Origin of the sequence: Mesorhizobium sp. M0088, assembly GCF_040322895.1 — a bacterium.
Lineage (GTDB): Bacteria > Pseudomonadota > Alphaproteobacteria > Rhizobiales > Rhizobiaceae > Mesorhizobium.
The window spans coordinates 142,269-167,878 of sequence record NZ_JAMYUI010000010.1 but is presented as its reverse complement, the minus strand read 5'-3'; the positions used below and the strand labels follow the sequence as shown (position 1 = coordinate 167,878).

At 64.2% G+C, this 25,610-nt stretch carries 27 protein-coding genes and 1 pseudogene; 10 read left to right on the top strand and 18 right to left on the bottom strand.

Annotated features, from left to right (window positions below):
• The first annotated feature begins 94 nt into the window (after positions 1 to 94).
• Positions 95 to 1,105 (top strand): ribosome small subunit-dependent GTPase A, encoded by a 1,011-nt coding sequence (gene rsgA, locus NKJ67_RS14400; protein WP_352581733.1) that lies wholly within the window; start codon positions 95 to 97, stop codon positions 1,103 to 1,105.
• Positions 1,106 to 1,131: 26 nt separating this feature from the next.
• Here rsgA and NKJ67_RS14395 read toward each other — a convergent pair whose 3' ends face one another.
• Positions 1,132 to 1,665: a sterol desaturase family protein gene (locus NKJ67_RS14395; RefSeq protein WP_352581732.1), complete on the bottom strand. Its 534-nt coding sequence runs from the start codon at positions 1,663 to 1,665 to the stop codon at positions 1,132 to 1,134.
• 172 nt (positions 1,666 to 1,837) lie between these two features.
• Here NKJ67_RS14395 and NKJ67_RS14390 point away from each other — a divergent pair, with 172 nt between their 5' ends.
• Positions 1,838 to 2,308, top strand: a complete 471-nt coding sequence (locus NKJ67_RS14390; RefSeq protein WP_352581731.1) for an NUDIX hydrolase — start codon at positions 1,838 to 1,840, stop codon at positions 2,306 to 2,308.
• A gap of 10 nt (positions 2,309 to 2,318) precedes the next feature.
• Here NKJ67_RS14390 and pobA read toward each other — a convergent pair whose 3' ends face one another.
• The 6 genes from pobA to pcaD are packed head-to-tail and all read right to left on the bottom strand — an operon-like array spanning position 2,319 to position 7,131.
• Positions 2,319 to 3,491: a 4-hydroxybenzoate 3-monooxygenase gene (gene pobA, locus NKJ67_RS14385; protein WP_352581730.1), complete on the bottom strand. Its 1,173-nt coding sequence runs from the start codon at positions 3,489 to 3,491 to the stop codon at positions 2,319 to 2,321.
• Complete coding sequence (locus NKJ67_RS14380) at positions 3,491 to 4,543, bottom strand: 3-carboxy-cis,cis-muconate cycloisomerase (protein ID WP_352581729.1); 1,053 nt, start codon at positions 4,541 to 4,543, stop codon at positions 3,491 to 3,493. The genes pobA and NKJ67_RS14380 overlap by 1 nt, the downstream gene beginning before the upstream one ends.
• 19 nt (positions 4,544 to 4,562) lie before the next feature.
• Entirely contained in the window at positions 4,563 to 5,177 is a 615-nt protein-coding gene (gene pcaG / locus NKJ67_RS14375; RefSeq protein ID WP_127318463.1) for a protocatechuate 3,4-dioxygenase subunit alpha, read from the bottom strand.
• Positions 5,177 to 5,932 (bottom strand): protocatechuate 3,4-dioxygenase subunit beta, encoded by a 756-nt coding sequence (gene pcaH / locus NKJ67_RS14370; RefSeq protein WP_127318461.1) that lies wholly within the window; start codon positions 5,930 to 5,932, stop codon positions 5,177 to 5,179. Before pcaH ends, pcaG begins: the two co-directional genes overlap by 1 nt.
• Entirely contained in the window at positions 5,922 to 6,329 is a 408-nt protein-coding gene (pcaC, locus tag NKJ67_RS14365; protein ID WP_352581728.1) for a 4-carboxymuconolactone decarboxylase, read from the bottom strand. The genes pcaH and pcaC overlap by 11 nt, the downstream gene beginning before the upstream one ends.
• Entirely contained in the window at positions 6,322 to 7,131 is an 810-nt protein-coding gene (pcaD, locus tag NKJ67_RS14360) for a 3-oxoadipate enol-lactonase (RefSeq protein ID WP_352581727.1), read from the bottom strand. The genes pcaC and pcaD overlap by 8 nt, the downstream gene beginning before the upstream one ends.
• 92 nt (positions 7,132 to 7,223) lie before the next feature.
• Here pcaD and pcaQ point away from each other — a divergent pair, with 92 nt between their 5' ends.
• On the top strand, positions 7,224 to 8,141 hold the full coding sequence (pcaQ, locus tag NKJ67_RS14355) for a pca operon transcription factor PcaQ (protein ID WP_127266585.1): 918 nt from the start codon (positions 7,224 to 7,226) through the stop codon (positions 8,139 to 8,141).
• Positions 8,142 to 8,163: 22 nt separating this feature from the next.
• On the opposite strand, the pseudogene NKJ67_RS14350 reads toward pcaQ, so the two are convergent.
• The 7 genes and pseudogenes from NKJ67_RS14350 to NKJ67_RS14320 all read right to left on the bottom strand — a co-directional run.
• Positions 8,164 to 8,337 (bottom strand): annotated as a pseudogene (locus tag NKJ67_RS14350) (FAD-linked oxidase C-terminal domain-containing protein); the annotation flags it as partial.
• A 117-nt stretch (positions 8,338 to 8,454) separates the two neighbouring features.
• Positions 8,455 to 9,714: an ABC transporter substrate-binding protein gene (locus NKJ67_RS14345; RefSeq protein WP_352581726.1), complete on the bottom strand. Its 1,260-nt coding sequence runs from the start codon at positions 9,712 to 9,714 to the stop codon at positions 8,455 to 8,457.
• A 48-nt stretch (positions 9,715 to 9,762) separates the two neighbouring features.
• Entirely contained in the window at positions 9,763 to 10,191 is a 429-nt protein-coding gene (locus NKJ67_RS14340) for a DUF4440 domain-containing protein (protein WP_127266587.1), read from the bottom strand.
• On the bottom strand, positions 10,188 to 11,243 hold the full coding sequence (locus NKJ67_RS14335; protein ID WP_127811104.1) for an aldo/keto reductase: 1,056 nt from the start codon (positions 11,241 to 11,243) through the stop codon (positions 10,188 to 10,190). Before NKJ67_RS14335 ends, NKJ67_RS14340 begins: the two co-directional genes overlap by 4 nt.
• Entirely contained in the window at positions 11,240 to 11,593 is a 354-nt protein-coding gene (locus tag NKJ67_RS14330) for a TIGR04076 family protein (RefSeq protein WP_127270671.1), read from the bottom strand. Before NKJ67_RS14330 ends, NKJ67_RS14335 begins: the two co-directional genes overlap by 4 nt.
• Entirely contained in the window at positions 11,594 to 12,076 is a 483-nt protein-coding gene (locus tag NKJ67_RS14325; protein WP_127270673.1) for a DUF3830 family protein, read from the bottom strand.
• Entirely contained in the window at positions 12,073 to 12,807 is a 735-nt protein-coding gene (locus tag NKJ67_RS14320; protein WP_127270675.1) for a GntR family transcriptional regulator, read from the bottom strand. The genes NKJ67_RS14325 and NKJ67_RS14320 overlap by 4 nt, the downstream gene beginning before the upstream one ends.
• 126 nt (positions 12,808 to 12,933) lie before the next feature.
• Here NKJ67_RS14320 and NKJ67_RS14315 point away from each other — a divergent pair, with 126 nt between their 5' ends.
• From NKJ67_RS14315 to NKJ67_RS14295, 5 genes are read left to right on the top strand one after another with little or no spacing between them, the layout of a single operon-like run.
• The gene (locus tag NKJ67_RS14315; RefSeq protein WP_352581725.1) at positions 12,934 to 13,731 is read left to right on the top strand and encodes an ABC transporter ATP-binding protein; all 798 of its coding nucleotides are present in this window, start codon (positions 12,934 to 12,936) and stop codon (positions 13,729 to 13,731) included.
• Positions 13,728 to 14,477: a branched-chain amino acid ABC transporter ATP-binding protein gene (locus NKJ67_RS14310; protein WP_352581724.1), complete on the top strand. Its 750-nt coding sequence runs from the start codon at positions 13,728 to 13,730 to the stop codon at positions 14,475 to 14,477. The genes NKJ67_RS14315 and NKJ67_RS14310 overlap by 4 nt, the downstream gene beginning before the upstream one ends.
• Positions 14,474 to 15,382, top strand: coding sequence for a branched-chain amino acid ABC transporter permease (locus NKJ67_RS14305; protein WP_352581723.1), 909 nt, complete (start codon positions 14,474 to 14,476; stop codon positions 15,380 to 15,382). Before NKJ67_RS14310 ends, NKJ67_RS14305 begins: the two co-directional genes overlap by 4 nt.
• The gene (locus NKJ67_RS14300; protein ID WP_352581765.1) at positions 15,379 to 16,362 is read left to right on the top strand and encodes a branched-chain amino acid ABC transporter permease; all 984 of its coding nucleotides are present in this window, start codon (positions 15,379 to 15,381) and stop codon (positions 16,360 to 16,362) included. Before NKJ67_RS14305 ends, NKJ67_RS14300 begins: the two co-directional genes overlap by 4 nt.
• Complete coding sequence (locus NKJ67_RS14295; protein ID WP_352581722.1) at positions 16,359 to 17,663, top strand: NAD(P)/FAD-dependent oxidoreductase; 1,305 nt, start codon at positions 16,359 to 16,361, stop codon at positions 17,661 to 17,663. The genes NKJ67_RS14300 and NKJ67_RS14295 overlap by 4 nt, the downstream gene beginning before the upstream one ends.
• An 8-nt stretch (positions 17,664 to 17,671) precedes the next feature.
• On the opposite strand, the gene NKJ67_RS14290 is transcribed toward NKJ67_RS14295, so the two are convergent.
• From NKJ67_RS14290 to NKJ67_RS14275, 4 genes are read right to left on the bottom strand one after another with little or no spacing between them, the layout of a single operon-like run.
• Positions 17,672 to 18,328 (bottom strand): GntR family transcriptional regulator, encoded by a 657-nt coding sequence (locus NKJ67_RS14290; RefSeq protein ID WP_352581721.1) that lies wholly within the window; start codon positions 18,326 to 18,328, stop codon positions 17,672 to 17,674.
• 16 nt (positions 18,329 to 18,344) lie between these two features.
• Positions 18,345 to 19,655: an aspartate aminotransferase family protein gene (locus NKJ67_RS14285; RefSeq protein WP_164895622.1), complete on the bottom strand. Its 1,311-nt coding sequence runs from the start codon at positions 19,653 to 19,655 to the stop codon at positions 18,345 to 18,347.
• The gene (locus tag NKJ67_RS14280) at positions 19,656 to 20,714 is read right to left on the bottom strand and encodes a phosphotransferase (RefSeq protein WP_352581720.1); all 1,059 of its coding nucleotides are present in this window, start codon (positions 20,712 to 20,714) and stop codon (positions 19,656 to 19,658) included.
• Positions 20,711 to 22,006: an ArgE/DapE family deacylase gene (locus NKJ67_RS14275; RefSeq protein WP_352581719.1), complete on the bottom strand. Its 1,296-nt coding sequence runs from the start codon at positions 22,004 to 22,006 to the stop codon at positions 20,711 to 20,713. Before NKJ67_RS14275 ends, NKJ67_RS14280 begins: the two co-directional genes overlap by 4 nt.
• Before the next feature lie 184 nt (positions 22,007 to 22,190).
• On the opposite strand from NKJ67_RS14275, the gene NKJ67_RS14270 reads away from it, so the two are divergent.
• Positions 22,191 to 22,874 (top strand): GNAT family N-acetyltransferase, encoded by a 684-nt coding sequence (locus NKJ67_RS14270; protein ID WP_352581718.1) that lies wholly within the window; start codon positions 22,191 to 22,193, stop codon positions 22,872 to 22,874.
• Entirely contained in the window at positions 22,875 to 25,601 is a 2,727-nt protein-coding gene (locus NKJ67_RS14265) for a winged helix-turn-helix domain-containing protein (RefSeq protein WP_352581717.1), read from the top strand.
• Positions 25,602 to 25,610: the final 9 nt, after the last annotated feature.

Sequence of the window (25,610 nt, the reverse complement as noted above, 5' to 3'; positions counted from 1 at the left end):
AGCTGGGCAATCGCCCACCCCGTCCGCGCCTCACCTGCCAGGGATACTCTCCAATGTCCGCGACGCCGTGGTCAAAGCCGTGACGGACCACTCCATGCCATCGCTTGCCGGCCTGGGCTGGACGGATTTTTTTGGCGACCAGCTCGAACCCGGCGACGCCGATCTTGTCCCGACGCGGATCGCCACCGTCCACCGCGATCGCCTGACCGGCCTGTCCCAGGCAGGGCCGGTCGATCTGACACTGCCGGCGCAGGCGAACACCGGTGACTATGCGGTCGGCGACTGGGTACTGGTCGATGGGCATGAACACCTTGTGCAGCGCCGCCTGGTCCGCAAGACGGTGCTGGAGCGCCGCACCCAGGGCGGCAGGGTGCCGCAGCTTGCCGCGGCCAATGTCGACACGCTGTTCATCGTCACCTCGTGCAATGCCGACTTCAATCCCGCCCGGCTCGAGCGTTATCTGGCGCTCGCCAATGAGGCCGGAACGACGCCAGTGATCCTGCTGACCAAGGCCGATACCGCTGAAGACGCCGAGACATATGCAAGGCAGGCTGCCGCGTTGCAGCGTGGATTGCCGGTCGTGACGCTGAACCCCCGGACATCGGATGCGGCGACCGTCCTGGCTGCCTGGTGCGGTGTCGGCCAGACGGTGGCGCTGATCGGCTCCTCCGGTGTCGGCAAATCGACGCTGGTCAACACGCTGGCCGGATCGGGGCAGCAATCGCCGCAGCAGACCGGAGGCATTCGCGAGCACGATGCCAAGGGACGCCACACCACCACGTCGCGATCGCTGCACGCCATTGCCGGCGGCGGCTGGGTGATCGACACGCCGGGAATGCGGACGCTGCAAGTCAGCGACGTCGGCTATGGCATCGACACGCTGTTTGCCGAAATCACCGAGCTCGCGCCGCTCTGCAAGTTCCGCGACTGCACGCATGTGCATGAGCCGGGCTGTGCTGTGCAGGCTGCCTTGAAGGCCGGGACGCTCGATCCCGAGCGCCTTGCCCGCTGGCGAAAACTGTCCGACGAGAACCAGAACAACACGCCGGTTCAGAGCGGCCCTCGCGGCGCCAAGTCACCCGGCGGTCGCGGTAAGAGGCGTTGAACGGCCGAGGCTGAACTGGCTTCAGACTAGAGCCGCGCCGTGCCGAAAACGCGATCCCAGAACGCCGACGTCACACCGAAATTGGCCGTTTCCTCGATGTGGTGATGCACCGCGTGACGGCGCTTGAGCGTGTAGAGATAGCTCGGATGCGCGGGATGCCAGTGATGGATCATGTGGTGGATGCTGATGTACCAGAGGTACCCCAGCATCAACCCGCAGCTTACCGCGCTAGCGGTGGCGAAATCCGAGATCATCCATAGCGGCAGGAACGCGACCAGCGCATGCACCCCGAGGCTGAGCCAGGTCGGCGTGCCCACCGAACTGCGCTCCTCGACATGGTGACGGTCGTGCAGGTCCTTGATGTAGGGAATGTGGTGAAGAACGAACCTGTGCAGCACATACTCGATCAGCGTCCAGAGGCCGAGACAGGCGAGGACCGTGCCTATCCAGCCCGGCGCACCCTCTTCGCCGGTCTCGAGCAGCCCAGCCACTGCCAGCACGGCGATTACCAGCGGATACACGACGAAGTCGCTGTAGTAGCCAATAAGACCGAGTTGCATCGTCACCTAGCCTTCGAGCCGCCAAATAGGCGATGGTATCAGATTGCCGGACTCGCGGGTGAGGTGCAATGCAGCCGCGCCTGACATAGCGTCGCAATCCCCTGGTGCAAGGTTCGCGTCAACGATTCAAGGACCATCGGCAGGCTGCCGGCTTCGCAGACGGACGTATAAAATGGCAAAACGGAGTGCGGGATTGCTGATCCATCGCCGCGAAGACGGTGGTCTCAAAGTGTTGCTGATCCACCCGGGCGGACCCTTCTGGGCGAAGAAGGACGATGGTGCGTGGTCGATACCGAAGGGTCTTGTCGACGACAACGAGGATGAGTTGACGGCAGCGCAACGCGAGACCGAGGAAGAGCTTGGCGTCAAGGTCGATGGATACTTCACTCGTCTCGGCGACTACAGGCAACCGGGCGGCAAGATCGTCTCGGCCTGGTCCGTCGAGGCGACCATCGACATCGATGTGACCTCCATCAAGAGCAACATTTTCACCATGGAATGGCCGCCAAGGTCGGGATCCCTTAAGGAGTTCCCGGAGGTCGACAGAGCGGGCTGGTTCACCTTGCCCGAGGCAGAGGTGAAAATCCTCAAGGGGCAGCGCCCGATGCTTTTGGATCTTGCCAGGCAGCAAGGCGCGGGATGATCCGCAGCCCTCAATAAGGCAGGCCGACATAGTTCTCGGCGAGCGCGGTCGATGCGGCGCGCGAGTGCATGAGGTAGTCGAGTTCGGCCTCCTGGATGCGTTGGCCGAAATCGCCGGTGTCGGGAAAACGGTGCAGCATCGTCGTCATCCACCAGGAAAAGCGCACCGCCTTCCAGACCCGTGCCAGCGCCTTGCCGGAATAGGCATCGATGCCATCATGTGACTTCTCGACGTAGAAGTCGCGCAAACCTGCGAAGAGATAGCGCACGTCGCTGGCGGCGAGGTTGAGGCCTTTCGCCCCGGTCGGCGGTACGATATGGGCGGCGTCGCCAACCAGGAACATCCTGCCGAAGCGCATTGGCTCGGCAACGAAGGAGCGCAGCGGCGCGATCGATTTCTCGAAGGATGGGCCGGTGACGACATTTGCCGCCGTCTGCTCCGGCAAGCGGCGGCGCAACTCGTCCCAGAAGCGCTCATCCGACCACGCCTCCACGCGATCGTCCTGGGGGCACTGCACATAGTAGCGGCTGCGATGCGTCGAGCGCATCGAGCACAGCGCAAACCCCCGCTCGTGATTGGCGTAGACCAGTTCGTGATCGGCCGGTGGCACTTCTGCCAGCACGCCGAGCCAACCGAACGGATACTGCCGCTCGAAGATTTTTAGCGTACGCTCGGGCACCGATTTGCGGCTGACGCCATGATAGCCGTCGCAGCCGGCAACGAAGTCGCAGTCGATGCGATGCGTGACGCCATCCTTGTCATAGGTGGCGAAAGGCGCGGTGCCGTCGAAATCGTGCAGAGCGACATTTGCCGCCTCGTAGATCGTGGTCAGCCCTGCCGCGTCGCGCTTGTCCATCAAATCGTGCATGACCTCGGTCTGGCCATAGACGGTGACATGCCTGCCGCCGGTCAGCGCCTCGAGGTCGATGCGATGCAAGCGTCCGTCGAAGGCGAGCGAGATGCCGGAATGCGGCAGCCCTTCGGCATGCAGCCTTGCCGCCGCGCCGGCCTGTTCCAGCAATTCGACGGTGCCCTGTTCGAGCACCCCTGCCCGCACGCGGCCAAGCACGTGCTCGCGGCTTGCGCGTTCCAGAATGACCGTCTCGACGCCGATGCCGGCCAGCAATTGCCCAAGCAGCAGCCCGGACGGCCCGGACCCGATGACGACGATTTGCGTGCGCATCAGTGGCCGAGACTTTCGACCTGTGCGGCCAGTTCGGCGGCAAGGCGCAGCGACGCTGCCGTTGCGACGACCATTTGCGGCAGCAATAGCCACTCCAGCGTCCATGCAGCACCCGACCGCTCCTGCTCATGCACGAGCGCGTGATGCAGGCCGGCAAGCTGCGTGGCGTTGAAGCGGGCAAGCGCCACCAGCGCTTCGGCCTTCACCGGGTTCTGCTTGTGAGGCATGGTAGACGAGCCGCCACCTCCGGAAAGTTTGATCTCGGTTCCATCTTGCGCCATCAGAGCGATGTCCTGGCCGAATTTGCCGAGGCTGCCGGTCAGCAGCGATAACCAACCGGCAAAATCAGCGAGCGCGTCGCGCTGGTTCTGCCATTGCGGTGCGTCGCCAAGACCAAGCCTGACGGCTAGGGCTGCGCGCACCGCTTTCCCTTTGTCGCCTAGTTTTTCCAGTGTGCCGGCGGCACCGCCGAACTGCACCACCAGCAGGCATCTCGACTGTTCCGGCAGCTTTTCCTGGTGCCGTTGCAGCGGCCCCTGCCACGCTGCCACACGATCCTGCACTTTGATCTGAATCGCCTTCTGCATACGCGTCATGCCGGTCAGCGCCCTGCCGCCAAAACGCTCTTCGAGCGAGGCGAGGCGCATGACGGTTTCGGTCAACAGCAGATCGAGATGCTCGACGACGGGTTTCAGCCGAAGCATCAGGCCCGTGTCGACGACGTCTTGGCTGGTCGCGCCGAAATGCACTTTCTGGCCATGCGGTTCGCCGACCGCCGCCCTGATCTGGCGCACCAACTCCGGCACCATGACGCCGTCTTTGGCGACCCCGGCTCGCAGCAGAGCCGTGTTCGGCCGGAACGTGCCAAGCGCCGCCACGATAGCTGCCCCGGCATCCTTGGAGATCATCCCGTTATCGGCCTCCGCTTGCGACAGCGCCTGTTCAAAGGCCAACATGGCCTCGATTTCCGCCTCGACGGAAAAATGCCTCGCCGCTTCTTCGTCGCCGAGAAGAGCGGAGAGCAGCGGATGGTCGAAAGGCGATACAGTCATGTCACAGGCCTCCTGAGCATCAGCTATCGAAGAAGACCGTTTCCTTCTCCCCCTGGAGATGGACGTCGAAGACATACATATCGCCTTGGCGCTCGGCGATCAGCGTCGGCACGCGAAGGCGGTGCTCGACCCGCGCAAGGATCGGATCTTCAGCATTGGCCTTTTCCTCATCGGAAAAATACAGTCTTGTGTGCAGGCCGAGATTGATGCCGCGGGCGACGATCCAGAGCGTGATATGCGGCGCCATCAGGCGACCATCGTTGAACGGGACGCGGCCAGGCTTGATCGTCTCGAACGCACACAGGCCGGTGTCCATGTCGGTCGGGCAACGGCCCCAGCCGAAGAAGTTGGGATCGGCCGTGCCGCGCGGTTCTGCCGGCGAATTGTAGAGCCCGTCGGCATCCGCCTGCCAGATCTCGATCAGCGCATCCTTGAGCGGCGTGCCAGTGCCGTCGAGCACCCGGATGCGCAGGCCGATGCGCTCGCCCTTGGTCTTGTCGTTGACCATGGTCGCGCCGAGGTCGGTCGGGTAGACGCAGCCGATGCCACCGAAATTGGGCGTCAGCCCGATATGAACGTACGGTCCGGCGGTCTGCGAGGGGCTCTCCCTGAGCCGGTCGAGCGACTGGGCCATCAATTGCCCTCCAGCCTGTTTTCGAACCGCGACGCGCGGCGCCCGCGCAGAACGATGTCGAACTTGTAGGCGCGCGCGTCGAAGGGGATCGTCGCTTGCATGTCGAGCGTTGCGATCAGCGTCTCAATGGCCGCCTTGTCGGGGATGCCGCGCACGATCGGGCAGTGCCAGATCAGCGGATCGCCCTCGAAATACATCTGCGTGATCAGCCGCTGCGCAAAGCCGTGACCAAAGACAGAGAAATGGATGTGCGAAGGCCGCCAGTCGTTCGGCCCGTTCGGCCAGGGATAGGGACCGGGCTTGACGGTACGAAACGCATAGAAGCCATCCTCGCCTGTAATAGTTCGGCCACAACCGCCAAAATTCGGATCGAGTGGCGCCAGATAGCCATCCCTCTTATGGCGATAGCGGCCACCGGCATTGGCCTGCCAGAACTCAAGCAGCGCGCCGGGCACGCCAACGCCGCGTTCGTCGAGCACCCGCCCATAGACGAGGATGCGCTCACCGAGCGCGCTCTCGCCGGGCCTGGCGAAATTGTGGATCAGGTCGGCGTCGAGTTCGCCGAGCATGGCGTGACCGAAGACCGGGCCTGCAATCTCCGATAGCGTGTTGTCGAACGACAGCGGCGCCTTTTGCGGTGAGCGCAGCACCGAGGTTTTATAGTTCGGCGTCAGAGCCGGCGGATGCCATGTCCGGTCGCGCTGGAAGAAGGCGCCGGTCTCGGGCCTCCGGGTCGAGCCGGACTCAGCGGGCATTCTGGCTCCCGTCCATTTCCGAAAACACGTCCTTGGCGATCTTGAAGGCACGGTTGGCGGCCGGCACGCCGGCATAGATGGCGACATGCAGGAACGCCTCGCAGATGTCGTCGCGCGACGCACCGGTGTTGGCGGTGGCGCGCACATGCATGGCAACCTCCTCATCATGGCCGAGTGCCGCCAGCAGCGCCAGCGTGACGATCGAACGCTCACGCTTGGTGAAGCCCGGCCGCGCCCACACGGTTCCCCAGGCAGCCTCAGTGATCAGCTCCTGGAAAGGCTGGTCGAAATCGGTGGCGGCAATTTCGGCCCGGTCGACATGCCGGTCGCCGAGCACAGAGCGCCGCACCGCGAGCCCCTTGCGATATCTGGCTGCGTCGCCGGGGACTTCATCCATGGGTTTCTGCTCCAGGGGCAAGCGACGCGATAAAACTGCGGATCAGGGCGACCAGCGCTTCGGGTTGTTCGACGCAAGGAATGTGTCCGGCGTCGCGGATGATCTCGAAGCGCGCGCCGGGGATCAGCTCGGCCAGCGAGCGGACGAGATCGGGCGGCGTCGAGCCATCCTGGTCGCCGGCGACACAGAGTGTCGGCACCGCGATGCGGCGTGCGGCATCGGTGAAATCGGCATCGCGAACGGCAGCGCAGGTCCCGATGTAACCGGCGAGCGCTTGCCTGGTCATCATGTTCCTATAGCCGTCGAGTTCGGCCACACGCGCCGCGTGGAAGGCGGGGGTGAACCACATTTTGAGCACGCCATCGGCAATCGCCTGGATGCCCTTGCTTTCGACCGTTGCGATGCGTGTGTTCCAGCTGTCCGTCGTGCCGATCTTGTGCGCCGTGTCGCAAAGGATCAGGCCTTCGACGATTTCAGGTCGCCTGGCATAGAGCCCCTGCGCGATCATGCCGCCAACCGACAGGCCGCACAGCACGACTTTGCTCAATTCGAAATGATCGATGAGGGCCGAGAGATCATCGACATGATCGTCGATCGACCTGATGTCGCCGATGTCGGACAGCCCGTGACCGCGCTTGTCATAGACCAGCAGCGGCATTTCACCATCGAGCGCCGAGACAATTTCGTCCCAGATCCGGAAGTCGGTGCCCAGTGAATTGATGAATATGATAGGGCGCGCATTGCCGCTCGCCCTGATGTGGCGATGGTGCAGCGTGATGCCGCCGATGGTGAGGAATGGCACGGTTTCGGTCCTCCGCCCCCACATTGCACAAGGCGTTTGGTTCGGTAAAATGATATTTTGCGTCGTTTCATTAACTCATGGGTTATTAATTCATGTCCGAGAGCCGGATCCGGTTCCGCCATTTGCAGGCATTCCTGGAGGTCGCGCGGCAGGGAAGCGTGGCACGAGCGGCTGACTTGCTGCATGTCAGCCCGCCGGCAGTGACCAAGACATTGCGCGAGCTGGAAGGGGCGCTGGGGGTTGCGGTGGTCGAGCGCGACGGCCGTGGCATCCGACTGACGCGCATTGGCGAGATCTTTCTTCGCCATGCCGGAACGGCGATCACGGCACTCAAGCAAGGCGTCGATTCCGTCCGCCAGGACGGAGCGGTCAGCCGGCACCCGATCCGCATCGGTGCGCTGCCGACAGTGTCGGCGCGGGTGATACCGCTCGCCATGGGCCTGTTCCTCGAGGAGGACACAGGTGCGGCGATCAAGATCGTCACCGGCGAGAACGCCGTGCTGCTCGAACAGTTGCGCACCGGAGCGCTCGATCTCGTCGTCGGAAGGCTGGCGGCGCCGGAAAACATGACCGGCTTCTTCTTCGAGCACCTCTATTCTGAACCGGTGCTGTTCGTGGTGCGAGCCGGACATCCGCTGCTTGATCCGGGACAGGATGTGTTCGCACGGCTCGACGAATTCCCGATGCTGATGCCGACGCGGGAATCGGTCATCCGCCCCTTCGTCGACCGCCTGTTCATCACCAACGGCATGACGGCGCCGGCAACCGAGATCGAAACCGTTTCAGACTCCTTCGGCCGCGCCTTCCTGCGGCAAAGCAATGCCGTCTGGATCATTTCGGCTGGCGTCGTTGCCAATGAACTCGGCAGCGGCGCCTTCGTCGCCCTGCCGGTCAACACCGAGGAAACCAAGGGACCGGTCGGCCTGACCATGCGGACCGACACCGCGCCCTCGCCGGCCTTTTCCATCCTGCTGCAGACCATCCGCGAAGCGGCAAGGCAAAGCGGCTGATGCGTCAGGCTGTGCGGGATCGTCATCGGCAGAAGGCAGTCGGGTCGAGGTCGAAGACCCGTCCCGGATTGAGGATGTTTCTCGGGTCAAGCGCTGCGTTCAGCCGCCGCATCGTGGCGATCTCGGCGTCGCTGCGGACCAGATGCAGCCACTTCTTCTTGTCGAGGCCGATGCCATGTTCGGCCGAAACGCCGCCTGCCGGGCAAACGCTCGTCCACGCAAAGCGACGTCGTCCGTGTCCGTCGGCAATGTAAAACAGGACAATCGTCCTGTATCGATCACGATGGATCGTGATCGATACCGGAGAGTTGTCTTACTGAAGCTTGGCTTGCAGCGCGTTGACATCGTCGGTGGTCATTTCACCGTCCGTTGCCACCTTGCCGTCGACGATCTTCCACAGGCGGAACGGGCCGGTGATGTCGCCATATTTGTCGAAGGCGACAGGGCCGATGACACCTTCATAGCGGATCGGCTTGCCGTCCTTGATCAGGCCGAGCGCCTTGGCGAACTCTTCCTTGCCGGCAAAGATCGGCGTGCCGGCCGGATCGACGGCCTTGTACATCGCATCCTTGATCTTGGCCGGATCCTCAGAACCGGCAATGGCGATGGCCAGACCAACAATCGCGCCGGCGTCATAGGAGCGGTCGGCCGCCGGATTGGTCGGTTCGATGCCGGAGAATTCCTTGTAGTTCTTGGTGAAATACTCCGTCGAGGCCGTCGGGCTGGTGCCGGAGGACGTGCCGTAGGCTTCCTTCAGATAGTCGGCGCCGACGGACTCGATGAAATCAGGGCTGTTCATGCCGTCATTGAGCAGGAATTTCTGCACGCCGCCCTGCGAGATCCAGGTACGGGCGACCGTAGCGCCGTCGACCGGCGTGCTGACGAGGTAAAGACCGTCCGGTTCGCCGGCCATTGCCGCCGTGACTTCCGAGGCATAGCTCGACTGCTTCTCATTGTAGGGCGTGTCGGAGACCATGGTGCCGCCGAGCGCTTTGTAGGCACGTGAGAATTCGGCCACCATGTTGACGCCGAAATCGTTGTTGACATGGATGATCGACAGCTTCTTGAAACCCTTGTCGACGGCGTATTTGGCGGCGGCGACGCCCTGCAGCGCATCCGAGGTGATGGTGCGGAAGAAGATGCCGTTGGTCTTGCCGTCGCGGCCGAGCGCGGTCAGCGTCGGCGAGGACGAAGCCGGCGAGACCTGGACGATCTTGGCTGGTGCGGTGACCGAAGTCAGGATCGGGATCGACACCGAGGAGATGATGCCGCCGATGATGACCGGCACCTTCTTGACCTGAACCAGCTGGGTGGCGGCGTCAACGGCGACGTTGCCCTGGCTCTGGCTGTCGCGCGTGTCGGTGACGAGATCGCAGCCGCGCACACCGCCGGCTCCGTTGATGTCGCGGAAGGCCATCTCGACCGACTTGGCGCCGGCCTGGCCGTATTCGCCGGCCGGGCCGGTCAGCTCCATGACGAGGCCGACGGTGATCTTGCAATCGGCGGCTTGCGCAGCACCCGCCATCGTGACGAGGGCGAGCGCGGTGGTGAGTTGGAGTATCGTCTTTGTCATTGTTGTTCCCCTTTCGTTACTCGACTGTATTTGAATTCTGGAGCCTGTTCAGCGTTCCGGCACCTGCAGCCAGGTCTCATGCAGATGTCGCCATTCAACGCCGTTGGGCGCCGATGAACTGGTGGTGAAGACGGCACTGGACTGGCGGCGGCTGTGCTTGCCTGCGCGCAGCTGCGCTTCGACATAGAGGACGACGATGGTATCGGCGTCCTGCCAGCCGGGCCGGATGTCCTCGATCGAAATGGCAAAACCATCGTCGCAGGAAGCGCGGCTTGCGCGGACATGATCGATGACCGCTTCGCGGTCGAGGATCTGCCCGTCCGGCGCCACCATGCTGAGGTCTTTGCCCATGGCGCGTTCGAAGCGGCCGAAGTCCACCGTGTTGGCGCGCGCAGCGACGAACCAGTCGACGAAGAAGCGGTGCAGGTCGATGATTTCGGCGCTGGCGCGTGAAAACAGGGAGGGCTCGTCGCTCATTTCTTCCCCGCATTGAGGTTGTAGTGCATGATCGAGCCGTGACGGCCGTGACGGTCGCGCTCCAGCGTGTAGACGTCGCCCTCGAGACCGGTGCCTTGCGCGATGACGGCGGCAATCCGCGCCCGGTCTTCGGCGTCGAGCGCAACGTCCATGATCTTTGCATTGGCCAGCGCATGCGCCTGGTTGCGGGCGCCGACGATGACGGCCGCCACTTGCGGCTGCTCCAGCACCCAGGCGCTGGCGATGGTGGCGATGTCGACGCCGTGGCGGTCGCCAACGGCCTTCAGCGCCTGAAGCAGGTGCTGGAAAAGGCCCCAGCCGCCGAAATCGTCGATGATCAGCTTGTATTTCACCAGCGAGCGGTTTTCGAGCGGCGTGGCCGGTTCGGCCACGCCGAGCCATTTGTCGCTGAGAAAGCCGCCGGCCACCGAGCCATAGCAGAGGAAGCTGACGCCGTGTTTGGCGGCGAGGTTCGCCAAGCTGTTGCCAGGCCGCTGGTCGAGCACCGAATATTGCAGCTGCTGGCTGACCAGCGGTATGCCGGCGGCAAGGATTTCAGCCAGGCGCGGCGTGTCGAAATTGGTGGTGCCGAGATTGCGCACCTTGCCTTCAAGCCGAAGCTCGTCGAGCCAGCCCATCGCCTCGACATAGCGAGGCTGGTCATAATCCCACCAGTGGAACTGAACGAGATCGAGCCGCTCGGTCTTCAGCCGCCGCAATGACTGGTCGACGATGCTCCTGATGTAGTCGCGGCTGATGCTGGCCAGCCGTTCGAGGTCGGGCACCAGCTTGGTGTGCACCTTCATCCGGGCGGCGACATCGAGGCCGCGCTCACTGGCCAGTCGCAGGCGCGCGGCGCCGATCAATTCCTCGACGCCGGTGTAGATGTCGGCGCAATCATAGGTCCAGATGCCGGCATCGAAGGTGGCGATCAGATCGGCCACCGCCTGGCTGCGGTCGATGGCGCCGTGGCCGCCGGCCAGCTGCCAGCCGCCGCGGATGACGCGCGAGATGGTGTAGCCAGAGCCGAGTTCGAAGGTCTTGGCACTCATCTCAGGTCATCCTCTTTAGGCAGCGGCACCGCCGTGGTCTCGGCGTGGCTGAACCGCCGCTTGGCCATCCTGACGATCCTCAGCCGGCTGGCGCAATTGGGATCGGGACAAGCGATCTCCGCGTCCGAGGTCATCCAGTCGTTCGGGTGGGTTGGGCGCTGCTTGGCCGCCAGCAGAGGCAAGACGGCGGCGAGCGAATAGATCGAAAAACCCTGCCCTGCCGGCATCGACAGCATCTCGCCCTTAAGTTCGAAATAGTCGCCTTCCTTGGCGCCGCAATAGATCGGCTTGCCCTCCGGGATGACCGCCTCGACGCGAAGATCGAACAGCTCGAAACTGTCGTCGGCCATTCAAGCCTCCATCAGGCTGAAGGTAACATCGCAGGCGCCGTTGCGGCGGATGACACCGCAAGCGGCGGCGAACCGGTCACGCTCTTCGACGCGCACTTGCGCCACCACGCTGCCGGCCAGCCAGCCGATCGGGAACAAGAGCCGCGCGCCCTGCCCGTAGTAGAGGCCGATGTCGAAGATCGCATTGGGATTGCCGCCCCACATGCGTGGCGGCACGTAGGAAAGCACGATGTCGCCCGGCTGCGGCGTCAGCGTCGCGTTCTCGGCCGGCAACGGTTTCGCATAGGCCTGGCCCTCGAGATCGGCCGCGGGAACCGGACAGGAGATTTCCGGCCCCGTCCACATCGCATGGATGCCAGGGACGACACGTGGCGTGCCGAGATAGGCCGAGAGGAAGGCAGCGTTTTCCGGTGCCTTCTCGGGCAGCAGCAGCGCCGTGACGGAAAGCTGCGAGCGCGGCTCGGTGATCCTGATGGCGGTCATGTCTGGTCTTTCGCGGCGGCGGCCTGCAGCTTGCTGCGCAGGAAGGTGAAGGGGCGGCTGATGTCGGCGACAAGCGATTCGCGCGCCGCCTGCGCATCCTGCGTGGACAGCGCCATGACAATGCGGCGGTGATACTGGGCGGTGTCGACTTCGCCGGCCTCCGAGAAGGCATAGATAGCGACGCGGATGCAGGGCCCCGATTGCAGCCACAGGCTCTCGATCATCGGGATCAGCACGGCCGAGCCGCAGGAGCGGTAGATCTCGAAATGAAAGCTCTGATTGAGCGTCACTTCGCGATCGACGTCCTTCTTGTGTTTCAGCGCCCGCATCTCGTCCCATTCGCCGAGAATGGTTTCGATGGTGGCGATCTGGCGCGGGCCCATGCGGGCGGCGGCCAGCGCGATCGCTTCGCCCTCGATCAGGATGCGGGCACGCAAGAGATCATCCAGCCGTTCCAATGTGATCGGCGGCACACGCACCGAACGGTTGGGCAGCGCCTCCAGCGCCTTTTCCGTGATCAGCCTGCCGAGCGCCTCGCGCACCGGCATGGTCGAGGTGACCAAGGCGTCAGCTAGGCCACGGATGGTCAGCACCTGGCTCGGCTCGAACAGGCCGCCGATCAGGGCGCGGCGCAATTCCGAGTAGACGCGGTCCTGCACAGTTTCGCGGCCGACTGGCGCAAGCTGGGCCGCGATCGCCTCGTTGTTCTTTTCGATGGCAGCCTTTTGCATGGAATTCCGTTCTTGGCCGGTTTTCGGCTTGCGGATGAAATTAAAGCCGAATAGCGTGATCAAAGCAAGTGTGATCACAAATCATAATCAGGAGACGGCAACGATCGTCTTCGGCCAGAGGGTTTGATGAGCGAGGCAACCAAACGGCAAGGGGAAACCCGCGCGCCGGTTCTGACGGCAAGGAATGTCGTCAGGCGGTTCGGCGGCCTTGTCGCGGTCAACGATGTCTCGTTTGACGTCAAAGCGGGAGAAATCCTCGGCTTGATCGGCCCCAATGGTGCAGGCAAGACGACGATGTTCGACCTGCTCGCCGGCAGCATCCTGCCGACCAGCGGCGAGATCCTACTCAACGGCACGCCTGTCTCGGGCGAAGCCGCGCATCTGCGCATCGGTCATGGCCTTGGCCGAACTTTTCAGATCCCGCGCCCGCTGGCCAATCTGACGCTGATCGAAAACATTATGCTGGCCGCACAGGGCCAGGCCGGCGAAAAGCTGCTCGCCAATTTCATCACGCCATGGCGCGTCGCCGCGCAGGAAAGAGCCGCCAGGACAAAGGCGCTCGAACTGCTGGAACTGGTCACCCTCACCCATCTCGCGCATGAGCCGGCGCGGGTGCTTTCCGGCGGCCAGCGCAAGCTGCTCGAACTCGCCCGCGTGATGATGGCCGACCCGGCGATCATACTGCTCGACGAACCGGCGGCCGGCGTCAACGCGACGCTGCTGGAGGTCATCATCGACCGCATCCGGGACATCAACGCGCGTGGCATCACCTTCCTGCTGATCGAGCACAATATCGATATGGTGACGCGGCTTTGCCATCGCGTCCTCGTCATGGCGAGCGGCCAGCTGCTCAGCGAAGGCACGGCCGAAGAAGTCGCTCGCGACCCACGTGTCATCGAGGCCTATCTCGGAGGCGCGGCATGAGCGAGATCGTCCTCGATGTCCGCGACCTCGAAGCCGGTTACGAGCCCGGCGTGCCGATCGTGCGCGGCGCCTCGATCACTGTCAAAAAAGGCGAGATCGTCGTCGTGCTGGGCCCCAACGGCGCCGGCAAGTCGAGCTTCATCAAGGCCATCGCCGGCCTCGTCCCGATCACCGGTGGCACGGTGTTTCTGGACGGCAAGGACATCACCGCTGCGCCTGCCCACACCATGGTGCGGCTTGGACTGGCCTTCGTGCCGCAGACCGAAAACATCTTTCAGCTGATGTCGGTCGAGGATAATCTCAGGGTTGCCTGCGGCATCCTCGAGCGGCGCGAAATCCCTGCCCGCATCGAGGAGATGTATGCCGCCTTCCCAGACCTCGTCCGCCAGCGCCGCACCGCCGCCGGCAATTTGTCGGGCGGACAGCGGCAGATGCTCGCTGTCGCACGGGCGCTGATCGTCCACCCCAGAGTGCTGGTGCTGGACGAGCCGTCGGCCGGCCTGTCGCCGAAATTCGTCTCGATGGTGTTCGAGATGCTGGCCGGCATCCGCAAGTCCGGCGTCACCATCCTGCTGGTCGAACAGAATGCCAAGGCGGCGCTCGCCATCGGCGACCGCGCCTATGTCCTGGTCGAAGGCAAGGACCGGCACGAGGGCATCGCCTCCGAATTGTGGAACGATCCGGTGGTCGCCGAACTCTATCTCGGCCAGCGCCCATCTAAGGCAGGGAAAGGAGGTGAGGCATGAGCCTGCAATTTGTCGTCGACGGATTGCTGACGGGTTCGATGATCGGCCTCGGCGCCATCGGCGTGACGCTTACCTATTCGATCCTGCGCTTCTCGAACTTCGCCCATGGCGACTTCATGGCATGGGGCACCTATGCGACGCTGGCCGTCGTCAGCGCCATCGGCGCGACAGTCGGCAAGGTGGCGCCGATCGCACCGCTGTCCTTCGGCTGGCCGCTCATTGTTGCGCTCGTTATCGGCATGGCCTTCACCGCGCTCTTGGCGCTGCTGCTCGACAAGGTGCTGTTTTCGCGGCTTCGCTTGCAAGGCCAGGCCATCATCGTGGTGATGGCGAGCTTCGGCGCCTCGATGGCGCTGAGAAGCCTGCTCGAATTCACCTTCACCTCGCGGCCGACCTATTTCAGCCGCGTGATCCAGATCGCCATGCCGGTGGGCTTCGGCATCCGCATCACGCCCGACCAGATCGCGCTTTTGCTGCTGACCGCGGTGCTGGTGCTCGGCGTGCATCTGTTGATAACGCGCACGCAGACCGGCCGCTCGATGCAGGCCTTGAGCCAGAACGCGGCGCTGGCCCGCATCGTCGGCATCGATGTCGCCAGCGTGGTGCGCGTCACCTGGGTCATCGGCGGCGCTCTCGCCTGCGTCGCCGGCGTGATGATCGGCATTCTGGTGCAGATTCGCCCGTTCATGGGCTTCGACATGCTGCTGCCGATGTTTGCCGCCGCCATTCTCGGCGGCATCGGCAGCATTCCCGGCGCCGTGCTCGGCGGCCTGATCATCGGGCTCGCCGAGGCCGGTGCGGTGCAGTTGATCGGCGCCGAGTGGCGCGCCGCCGTTTCCTTCATCATCCTGATGGCGGTGCTGTTCGTGCGGCCGATCGGCCTGTTTGGTGTGAGGGAACGCTGATGGACCTGCTCGGCTACGGCGCCTTCTTTCTGACCACCGCGCTGATCTTCTCGCTGGTCACGCTGGGGCTCAATTTGCAATGGGGCCTGACCGGGCTGTTCAATGTCGGCCTCGCCGGCTTCGTTGCCATCGGCGCCTACACATCGGCGCTGCTGACCACACCGGACGATGCCGCGCGGCTGGGCGGCTTCGGCCTGCCGATCCTTGTCGGCTGGGCGGGCGCCATGGTCGTCGGCGGCATCGCCGCAGCGCTGACCGGCATGGCGACGCTGCGGCTGAGATCCGACTATCTGGCGATTACCACCTTCGGCGTCGCCGTGGTGGTGCAACTGGTCGCGCTCAACGCGCAGAAACTGACCGGCGGTCCATTCGGCATCGGCTTCATCCCGCGCCCCTTCGGCAGCCTTGCCGAGACGCCGCTGCTGTTCAACCTGTCCAACCTTGCCGTGGTCTCGGTCGTCACGCTGATCGCCTATCTCGCCTTGGAGCATTTGTCGCGCAGCCCATGGGGGCGGGTCTTGAAGGCGCTGCGCGAGGATGAGCGGGCAGCGATCTCGCTTGGCAAGAGCGCGCGTTTCTATCGCGTCCAGGCCTTTGCCGTCGGCGGCGCCATCATGGCGCTGGCCGGCGCGCTGCAGGCGCATTTCACCGGCTTCATCGCGCCGGACAACTACCTTCCGATCCTGACCTTCCAGGTCTGGGCAATGCTGATCGTCGGCGGCTCGGGCAGCAATCCCGGCGCCGTCATCGGCAGCATCCTGGTGTGGGCGATATGGGCCGGATCAGGCACGCTGACCAGCATCCTGTTCCCGCCGGAACAGCAGGCGCGCGCCGCCGCACTGCAGATCGCCGCGATCGGCGTCATGCTCTGCGTCATCCTGCTGATCCGACCGAATGGCCTGCTCGGCGACAGGCCGCGGCGGCCGTGGTTTGGCAAGCGGGCGAAGGTAGCGACGGCCAAGAGCATCTCCCCGTTATGAATGCCGCGATCCGGCCGGAAGCGCGCGGCGCTTCGCTCTGGCATGCCGTCAGCCGTAACCGTCGAGCGCGGCCGGCGCTGCAGAGCGGACTCGATGTCGACCTCGCCATCGTCGGCGGCGGCTTTTCCGGCCTTTCAACCGCGCTGCATGCGGCGGGCAAAGGCCTGTCCGTCGCCGTTCTCGAAGCCGAGTTCATCGCCTGGGGTGCGACCGGCAAGAATGCGGGCTTTGTCGTGCCGAACTTCGCCAAAATGGATCCAATCGACATACTGGCCCATCTCGGACCCTCGCGCGGCGAAAGGCTGATCGATTTCGCCGCCGGCAGCGCCGACCTGGTTTTCCGCCTGATCCGGCAGCATGGCATCGACTGCGACGCCGTGCAGAACGGGTGGATCCAGCCGGCGCATTCGCCTGCCGCCTTCGAGAGGGTCAAGTCACGTGCCGGGCAATGGGCACAGCTTGGCCGGCCGGCAGTCACATTGGACCGGCAGGAAATCGAGACCCTGACGGGCGTGCCAGGCTATGTCGGCGGCTGGATGGATCGTTCCGGCGGCGTGCTCAATCCAGTCGCCTATGCGCGCGGGCTTGCCGATGCGGCGGAGAAGGCCGGCACAAAGATCTTCGAGCAGACGCGCGTCACCTCGGTTGATCGCATCGCCGATGGCTGGATGCTGAAAACCCCATCTGGCTCAGCACGCGCCAGCAAGGTGCTGATCGCCACTAACGCCTATGGCTGGTCCCTCAATCCGTCATTGCAGCGAACCTATTTCCCGCTCAAGGTTTTCCAGATCGCAACAGCGCCGCTGCCTCGTGACGTTCGCAGCCGGTTGCTTCCCGGCGGGCAAGGTGTCGGTGACACCAGGCGCAATCTCTTCACCTTCCGCTTCGACGCCGAAAACCGGCTGATCAGCGGCGGCATGCATATCCTTGGCGCCGGTGCGGATACGCGCGTACCGCAGACGATCTGGCGAAGGCTCGGCCGGCATCTCGATCTGCCCGATCTGCCGCCGCTTGCCTACAGCTGGTCGGGAATGGCAGCGGTCGAACCGGATTTCCTGCCGCATCTGATCGACCTCGGCTCGGGCCTGATCGCCGGCCGCGCCTGCAACGGCCGCGGCATCGCCATGACCACGGCGATGGGCAAGGTGCTGGCGGACTGGGCTGCTGGAACCGATGCCCGCGACCTGCCGCTGCCCTTCGCGGCGCCTGCGCCGATCCCTTTCCACGCCGTGCTGCGGCACGCGCCCAACATGCTGCTCGGCTGGAGCATGCTGCGCGACCGGCTGGACGGGACGAGCTAGGCCGACGGCTACCTGGCAGCGTCAAGGTTTGCAGATAATACGGCGGCCGCCACGGCGATGTCCTCTTCTATGAAAGTCCGCACGGTGGGACCGCTGCGCTGCTCCAGCGCGGCGACGATCTTGCGATGCGCGTCGTTGGACTGCGGGATGTACCGATCGGCCTGCATCAGCAGCTTGAGATAAGGCCCAACCCGCCCCCAGAGGTCGCGGATCATGTTGAGCAGGATCGGTGCGCCGGCGTGCTGGTAGATGGCGAAGTGGAACGCCTCGTTCAACGAGAGATAGGCCCTGGCGTCGCCGGCCTCGATGGCACGCTGCATGCCGACGAGCGTCGCCTGTATGTCAGCCAGTCCGCTTTCGCTCATCCTGGTCGCCGCCATCTCGCCCGCCAGTCCCTCGACGGCGATGCGGATGCGCGTCAGCTCCTCGAAGGCAGGCGCGGACAGCAACGGCACGATGACCGAGCGGTTGTTCTGCATCTCGAGCAGCCGCTCGGCGACAAGCCTCTGCAGCGCCTCGCGGATCGGTGTCGTCGAGATGCCGAACGTCTCGGCGAGCTTGCGGATGACCAGCGTCTGCCCCGGGCTGAAGCCGCCTGAAATCAACTCCTGCTTGAGCGCGCCATAGGCGCGGTCATTCAGGGTTTGATGTTCGAGCTTCAGCATGCGCGGCGCGCTCCGATCACCAGTTCGACAAAGCGCGATCGAGCGTCTCAGCCAGTTGCTCGGCGTTGTCCCTGGCAAACGGCAGTGGCGGCCTGATCTTCAGCACATTGCCGTGCGGACCGCAGGACGAGATCAGCACGCCGTCCTCGCGCATGGCTTCGACGACCGCCGATGTCTTGGTGGCGGCCAGCGCCTCGTCACCGTCCGCCGTCAGCTCGACACCGAAATAAAGGCCGTTGTGCCTGATATCGGCGACCGCGCCATGCCGGCTCTGCAGGGCGCGCAGCAGCTCAGCCGTATAGGCGCCGACATTGCGCGCATTCTCGATCAGTCCTTCGCCTTCGATCACCTCCAGAACGGCGAGGCCGACGGCGGCAGCGACCGGATTGCCGCCAAAAGTGTTGAAGTAACCGGTGTTCGAGCCGAAGGAGGCGACAAGTTGCGGCCGCACCAGCACGGCACCCATCGGGTGCCCATCGCCGATCGGCTTGCCCATCGTGATGATGTCGGGCTCGATTCCATAATTGGCGAAACCCCACATTCCCTGGCCAAGCCGGCCGAAGCCGGACTGGACTTCATCGGCGATGATGATGCCGCCGGCCTTTTTGACGTGATCCGCCGCTTCGCGCATCACCGCCGCATCCGGAAAGAAAATACCGTCGCTGGAAAAGGCCGAGTCGAGAAGCAGCGCTGCCGGCCGGATATTCTTTGCGCCCATGTCCTCGATGGCGGCCGCGACATTTCTGGCGAAATCATGCGCGGCCCGGCCATGGTCGCGGAACGTGTCCGGCGCTGTCACGGTGCGGTGCTGCGCGGGCACGCCCTTTGCCCCGACCGCCGCCGGCGACAGCTGCGCCGTCGCGATGGTGGCGCCGTGATAGGCAAAGTCGGTGATGATCACCCCGGTGCCGCCGCTGGAATGCTGGGCGATGCGGATGGCGAGGTCGTTGGCCTCGCTGCCGGTGCAGGTGAACATGGCATGGCCGAGGTGGGCCGGCACGGTGCCGAGAAGTTTCTCCGCGTAGTCGAGGATGATCTCGCTGAGATAGCGTGTGTGGGTGTTGAGCGTGGCGGCCTGCGCCGACAGCGCCTCGACGACACGCGGATGGCAGTGTCCGACCGAGGCGACGTTGTTATAGGCGTCGAGGAATCTGCGACCCTGGGCATCGTAGAGCCACACACCGCTGCCACGCACCAGATGGATCGGGTTGCGGTAGAAGGCGCGATAAGTCGGCCCGAGCAGCCTGGCGCGGCGCTCGAGCAGCGCGCGCTCCGATGCTGCCGCGTCGGCATTTGAAGGATATGGCGAGGACTGGGACACGAGCATTTACTCCGGATTGGAATTGTCGAGAAAATAGCGGCGGGCATCGGTGGATGACAGACCATCCAGCTTTTCAAGCGAGGCCCAGACCTCGGTGGCGAGGCGCAGCACATAGTCGCGCTTGGCCGGGAAGCGCTCGGCCTGCCAACTGGCGATGTTGACGATGAGCGCAAGGCGGGCACGGATCAGATTGAAGAGAATGCTGATCTCTTCCTCCTCGAGCGGCTGCACGGACTGATAGCCGGCGACGAAGCGCGCGGCCGGCGCCAGCGGATGGCCTTGCGCCGGCCAGCGATAGACGGCGCCGATGGCGAGGTCGCAGATCAGCGGCGAATGGATCATGTCGCCGAAATCGAGGATGCCGCTGACGACCTCCGGCCGCGACGCGTCCATCACCACATTGTAGGAGTTCATGTCGTTGTGGACGATCTGCGCGCGCAGGGTCGGGATGACCGGCGCCGCATGCTGCTCGAAGGAGTCGATCGCGCGCTCGACCATCGCCCGCCGGCCAACGTCACTGATATGCGCCATCATCGGCCGCGTCTTGGCGACCTTACGGATATCCCAGAGCAGGTCGCTGCCGGCGGCCGGGTGGAAGAAACCGCGCAGCGCCCGGCCAAGGCGGGCGAGGAAGACGCCGAGATTGCGATCCTGCGCATCGGAAGTCGGCGAGCGCGACAGCAGCTGACCGGGCAGATAAGTCACCAGCCGGATGATGCGCGGCGCCGATCCACCAACACTGGCCGCAAATTGCGCTTCGCCTTCAAGGCTTTTGCGCACCGAGGGAACCGGCAAGGTGGGGTCGACTGCAAGGATGTGGTCGAGCGCCTTGTTCTGGAAATCGGTGAAGCCGGCCTCTTCCGCCGGATGGGAGATCTTTAGAACGAACTCACGCTCGCCATCGGCCTGGATGTGGAAATTGTGGTCGCGTTCGCCAGGCAGCGGACGCGCGGTGCCGGTCAGCCCATAGTGCCGGCGCAGGATGGCGAGCGCGTCGACCGCCGAAACATCAGGCGCGTCCTCGGCGAGTGTTTCGCCGAACGCATCGGGGACGGCCGCATTCATGGCTTAGCCTCGATAGGTTCAAGCCCGCACCATTCGGCGATGAACAGCGCGATGGTCTGGGTGACCTTGCGCACCGAGTCGAGATCGACCGCCTCGTCATAACCATGCGGCATGCGGCAGATCGGGCCATAGACGATCGCCGGCGTGTCGGCATAGAGGCCGAAGAAGCGTGCATCCGTCGTCGCCGAGGTGACGTGTTCCGTCAGCGGCTCGCCCCAGACGGCGGTATGGCTGCGGCGCAGCACGGATTCCATCTCGTCGGCACCCTCCAGCACATAGCCTTCGGCCATGAAGCCGTTGTAGGTGAGGCTCGGCGGACGATTGGCCAGGAACGGATCGGCACGCGCCGCTTCGGCGATACAGGCCTCGAGCTCGGCTCTCGCGTCTTCGAGCCTCTGGCCGGGGTAGGTGGCGACGCGCATCTCGAAGACACAGCGCGCCGGAACGCTCGATGTCCACTCGCCCCCTTCGATCTTGCCGAGATTGAAGCGGATCGGGTGCGGGTGATCGTGGAAATGCTTGTCGTCGACCTTGCGCGCGTTCCAGACGATTTCGAGCTGCTTCAGCGCCTGGATGATGACGAAGGCCTTTTCGATGGCATTGGCGCCGGCCGAGAAAGCGCCGGATGCATGCTGCGGATCGCCGTCGACCTCGACCCGGAACCAGATCGGCCCGACCTGCGCCCGCATCAGCCTCGGCTCCAGCGGTTCGGGAATGAAGGCGGCGTCGGCGCGGTAGCCGCGCTGCAGGCAGGCAAGCGCGCCATTGCCGGTGCATTCTTCCTCGACCACCGACTGGAGATACACGTTCGCGGCCGGCTGATAGCCAAGGCTGCGCAATGCGGCCAGCGCATAGAGGCAGGCGGACAGGCCGGCCTTCATGTCGCCGGCGCCACGGCCATGCATCCAGCCGTCCTCGATCACCGGGTCGTAGGGATCGCGCACCCAGCGGTCGAGCGGTCCGGTCGGAACGACATCGATATGGCCGTTGAGGATCAGCGAGCGGCCGGTCGCGTTTCGCGGCGTATGCGTGGCAACGACATTGAAGGCGTCGTCATAAGAAACTGCCACGGGTGAAAAACCCGGCAGGTCGCGAATCGCATCGACATCGACGCGCCACATGTCGACGGCATAGCCGTCAGCCTCAAAGGCAGCCGCCATGAACGATTGTGCGGCATGTTCCTCGCCACGCTGTGAAGGAAAACGCACGAGCTCTTGCAGAAACGCTACCTGCCGCGCGAAGCCGTCATCGACCGCGCTCAGAATGGCCTCGTCCGCAATCCGCTCAGGCATCATATTTCACTTTCTTCTGAATGGTGTATCATATCTCATATGCCATTCCTGTGAAATGCAAGAGGCATACGCGCCAAACTTTCAGTCCAAGGTTTGCCGTTCGATGCTGCCATGGTCTTGGGGAGTTGGCATCGGATGCAGCAAGCCGATACTGCTATCTCTGGAAGACATGACGGGGAATGCGTTGATCACCGAAGACACGATGCCGGCCGAAATCACCGATCTCGCCATTGGCTACCATCGCCTGCCGGCGGGCAAGCTTGCCAATGCGGTGACGTGGATGGAGGCGCGCTCGCCGCAGCCCGATCTCGCGCACCCCTTGGCCATGACACGGATCACGACGCCCGACTGCGCTTCCTATCGGGCGATCTTCCTCGAGATCGGCGCGCCCTGGCTTTGGGACCGTGTTTCCGAAATGTCCGATGCCGAAATCACCGAGCATTTCGCCGACCCGCGCCAGCATCTCTACTACGGCCATGACGAGACCGGCGCGCATCTCGGTATGGTCGAATTCTTCGTCGCCGACAGCAGCGAGATCGAGATCATCTATTTTGGCCTGTTCCCGTCCCTGACCGGCAGGGGTTTCGGCAAACGGCTGATGGCCGGGGCACTGGACCTCGCATGGTGTCTCAACCCGAGCCGCATCTGGCTGCATACAAGCAGCTTCGATCATCACAGTGTCATCGGGTTCTACAGTGCCTGCGGGTTCGTGCCCTTCGCGACCGGATTTGAGATCGTCGACGATCCCCGGATCAAGGGAACCTTGCCGCGCGATGCCGCACCGCAGATTCCGCTGATCGAAACGGAGTGGAGCAATGGCAAGGGAGCCGCGCTTTCCCCGGAAAAGCGACAAGTTGCGCGGACCTAGATGAGAACAGCCCCGCAATCCGTCAGCCAAGCGTCGCCGCACCATCGCCGATGGGTTCGCCGCGAGACCATCCTGTCGACGCTGGAGCGCCATATCGACACGCGCATCGTGCTGTTCGCCGCGCCCGCCGGCTTTGGTAAATCGACGACGATGGCGCAATGGGCCGCGGAAGTCGCGCGCCACGGTCGGCTGACCGCTTGGCTGTCTTGCGAAGCGACGGACAATGACGAGGGCGCCTTCCTGTCGCATCTGGTGGGCGCGCTGCGCCAACTGGTTCAGAGTCCGGCGGAACTCGATCTTGCCTTCCAGTCGAGCCCGATCCCCCAGCTCGATGTCGTGCTCTCGGCACTTGTGGCGGGTCTGGCGGCGCGCCAGGCCGACATCACCCTGTTCTTCGACGATTACCACGCCGTCGAGGCGCCGGCGGTGAAGCGGTTCATGGAGCGTCTGACCCGGCAGGCGCCGGCAAACGTCGCCTTCGTCATCGGCTCGCGCAGCCTGCCCGACCTGCAGCTCGGCAAGCTCCGGGTGCTTGGCGACGTCTTCGAAATCGGCCCGGACGATCTGCGCTTCGCCTCGTCAGAAGCGGAAGCCTTCTTCAACGACAAGCTGGGCTTGAGCGTCAGCAGCGGTGCGGTGGAAACCCTGTGCTCGCGCACCGAAGGATGGGCCGCCGGCCTGCAACTGGCCTCGCTGTCGCTGAGTGCCGCACATGCACCCGAAACCGTCATCGGCAACTTCACCGGCGCCAACCGAAACGTCGCCGACTTCCTGATGGGCGAAGTGTTCCTGGAACTGCCGCCGGCAATCGCAAAATTCCTGCTCTACAGTTCGATCTTCGAACGCTTCAGTGCCGAGGCCTGCCGAGCGGTGATGCGGGCGGCCGATGCCGAGGCGGCGATTACCGAGATCGAGACGCGCAACCTGTTCCTGGTGCCGCTCGACGAAGAACGGCGCTGGTTCCGCTACCATCATCTGTTCCGCGATTTCCTCAGCCGCGAAATGGAGCGGCGCGAACCGGAGATGATCGCGCCGCTGCATCTGGCGGCCGCCGAATGGTTCGGCGAGCGCAAGATGCTGACAGAGGCGATCGGGCACGCGTTGGCCGCCGGCGACCATGCCCGCGCGGCGGTGTTCGTCGAGAACAATGCGCTCGACCTCATCGCCCGGTGCCAGCTCCTCTATGTGCGTCAGTTGCTTGCGCTGCTGCCGAGGACGCTGATTGACCAGCGCATCCGGCTGCAACTCGTCGTGCTGTGGCTGGCGGTGCACAGCAGCCAACCCGAGATTGCGCAGCAGACGCTTAGCAACGCGCGCAAGCTGGTCGAGGCCGGACCGGCCGACGGCAGTGACCCGGGCACCATGACCGGCACGACGATAAAGGCCGAGCTCGTGGTCCTCGCCGCTGCCGTGCACAGCACGCTGGAGCAGTTCGATCAGGCGCGCGACACAGCCCTTGCGGCCCTGCGCGTCATTGCGCCCGATGCCTGGTTCATGGAGGGCGCGACCGCCAACGTCATAGGCTACAACCTCTATGCGCTGGGCGACCTCGAAGGTGCCCGCGCCGCCATCGACGCGGCACGACGGGCGCACGAGCGAAGCGGCAGCCTGCTCGGCGTCACCATCGCCAATTGCTACATGGCCGTGATCGAGCGTTCGGCGGGCCGCCTGCCCGCCGCAGAGCGGCTGCTGCGCAACGCCATCATCGAGGCCAGGGCGCGGATCGGTGCAAACTCCTATGCCGAAGCCCTAGCCGGAACGCTGCTTGCCGAACTCGCCTACGAGACCAATGCGTCGGGCGAGGCGTTGACGCTGGTCGAGAATCTCGGACCGCAGATCGAAGGCGCGGCGGTCATCGTCTATCCCTTGGCCAGCGTGCCGACCTATGCCCGCGTGCTGCAGCTGACCGGCCGCACCGAAGCGGCACTGGATATGCTTGAGCGCATCTATCAACGCGTGCGCGGCACCGTCTATCGCCGCCTGGCATCGATGATCGTGCATGACCGCATACGTGTGCTGCTCGACCAGAACCGCAATGTCGAGGCGCGCGCGCTGCTGACCGAGCATCGCGGCGAAGGGACCGAGGCTTCGATGGCCATCACCACAGCCAACGAGTTCGAGTTCTTCGCCGAAGGCCGCCTGCTGACGGCCGAGAAATCCTATGCCGATGCCGCGCGGATTTTCGACGCGCTGCTGGAGCGCACGAGAGACAGCGGGCGCATGCGCCGCCATATATTGGCGCTGATCCTGGACGCCAAGGCTGCCAGCGCTGCCCACGACCAACGCGAGGCAGACCGCAATCTCCTCGAAGCACTACGTCTTGCCCAGCCGTCAGGCTTCATCCGTTCCTTCGTCGACGAGGGAAGGTCTGTCGTCGAAGGGTTGATGCGGCTGCGTGCGGCTCAGGCAAAGACCGATCCCGCGCTGTCAGCCTATGCAGCACGCATCATCGATGCCGCGCAGGCGATGCCCGTGGCGACGCGCAAGCTGGCCGCACCAGCCGCTGAGAAGGAACAGCTCACCCAGCGCGAGGCCGAACTGCTGCGCTATCTCGCCGAGGGCATGTCCAATCGCGATATCGCCCTTGCGCTGTCGGTGAGCGAAACCACGGTGAAGTGGCATCTGAAGAACATTTTCGGCAAGCTCGCGGTGACCAACCGGGTCCAGGCCGTGCGCGCCGCGCAAGGGTCCGCAGGCGCCCATACCCCTCCGAAAGGAGGGGCATAGACATCTGGC

Coding starts and splice junctions, on each gene's coding strand:
- NKJ67_RS14395 (WP_352581732.1), bottom strand. CDS start 1,665: ATGCAACTCGGTCTTATTGGCTACTACAGCGACTTCGTCGTGTATCCG.
- NKJ67_RS14330 (WP_127270671.1), bottom strand. CDS start 11,593: ATGGCCGACGACAGTTTCGAGCTGTTCGATCTTCGCGTCGAGGCGGTC.
- rsgA (WP_352581733.1), top strand. CDS start 95: ATGCCATCGCTTGCCGGCCTGGGCTGGACGGATTTTTTTGGCGACCAG.
- NKJ67_RS14275 (WP_352581719.1), bottom strand. CDS start 22,006: ATGCCTGAGCGGATTGCGGACGAGGCCATTCTGAGCGCGGTCGATGAC.
- NKJ67_RS14265 (WP_352581717.1), top strand. CDS start 22,875: ATGAGAACAGCCCCGCAATCCGTCAGCCAAGCGTCGCCGCACCATCGC.
- NKJ67_RS14345 (WP_352581726.1), bottom strand. CDS start 9,714: ATGACAAAGACGATACTCCAACTCACCACCGCGCTCGCCCTCGTCACG.
- NKJ67_RS14380 (WP_352581729.1), bottom strand. CDS start 4,543: ATGACTGTATCGCCTTTCGACCATCCGCTGCTCTCCGCTCTTCTCGGC.
- pcaC (WP_352581728.1), bottom strand. CDS start 6,329: ATGGATGAAGTCCCCGGCGACGCAGCCAGATATCGCAAGGGGCTCGCG.
- NKJ67_RS14290 (WP_352581721.1), bottom strand. CDS start 18,328: ATGCTGAAGCTCGAACATCAAACCCTGAATGACCGCGCCTATGGCGCG.
- pobA (WP_352581730.1), bottom strand. CDS start 3,491: ATGCGCACGCAAATCGTCGTCATCGGGTCCGGGCCGTCCGGGCTGCTG.
- NKJ67_RS14315 (WP_352581725.1), top strand. CDS start 12,934: ATGAGCGAGGCAACCAAACGGCAAGGGGAAACCCGCGCGCCGGTTCTG.
- pcaQ (WP_127266585.1), top strand. CDS start 7,224: ATGTCCGAGAGCCGGATCCGGTTCCGCCATTTGCAGGCATTCCTGGAG.
- NKJ67_RS14340 (WP_127266587.1), bottom strand. CDS start 10,191: ATGAGCGACGAGCCCTCCCTGTTTTCACGCGCCAGCGCCGAAATCATC.
- NKJ67_RS14295 (WP_352581722.1), top strand. CDS start 16,359: ATGAATGCCGCGATCCGGCCGGAAGCGCGCGGCGCTTCGCTCTGGCAT.
- NKJ67_RS14325 (WP_127270673.1), bottom strand. CDS start 12,076: ATGACCGCCATCAGGATCACCGAGCCGCGCTCGCAGCTTTCCGTCACG.
- pcaG (WP_127318463.1), bottom strand. CDS start 5,177: ATGGCCCAGTCGCTCGACCGGCTCAGGGAGAGCCCCTCGCAGACCGCC.
- NKJ67_RS14310 (WP_352581724.1), top strand. CDS start 13,728: ATGAGCGAGATCGTCCTCGATGTCCGCGACCTCGAAGCCGGTTACGAG.
- pcaH (WP_127318461.1), bottom strand. CDS start 5,932: ATGCCCGCTGAGTCCGGCTCGACCCGGAGGCCCGAGACCGGCGCCTTC.
- NKJ67_RS14335 (WP_127811104.1), bottom strand. CDS start 11,243: ATGAGTGCCAAGACCTTCGAACTCGGCTCTGGCTACACCATCTCGCGC.
- NKJ67_RS14390 (WP_352581731.1), top strand. CDS start 1,838: ATGGCAAAACGGAGTGCGGGATTGCTGATCCATCGCCGCGAAGACGGT.
- NKJ67_RS14280 (WP_352581720.1), bottom strand. CDS start 20,714: ATGAATGCGGCCGTCCCCGATGCGTTCGGCGAAACACTCGCCGAGGAC.
- NKJ67_RS14320 (WP_127270675.1), bottom strand. CDS start 12,807: ATGCAAAAGGCTGCCATCGAAAAGAACAACGAGGCGATCGCGGCCCAG.
- NKJ67_RS14285 (WP_164895622.1), bottom strand. CDS start 19,655: ATGCTCGTGTCCCAGTCCTCGCCATATCCTTCAAATGCCGACGCGGCA.
- NKJ67_RS14305 (WP_352581723.1), top strand. CDS start 14,474: ATGAGCCTGCAATTTGTCGTCGACGGATTGCTGACGGGTTCGATGATC.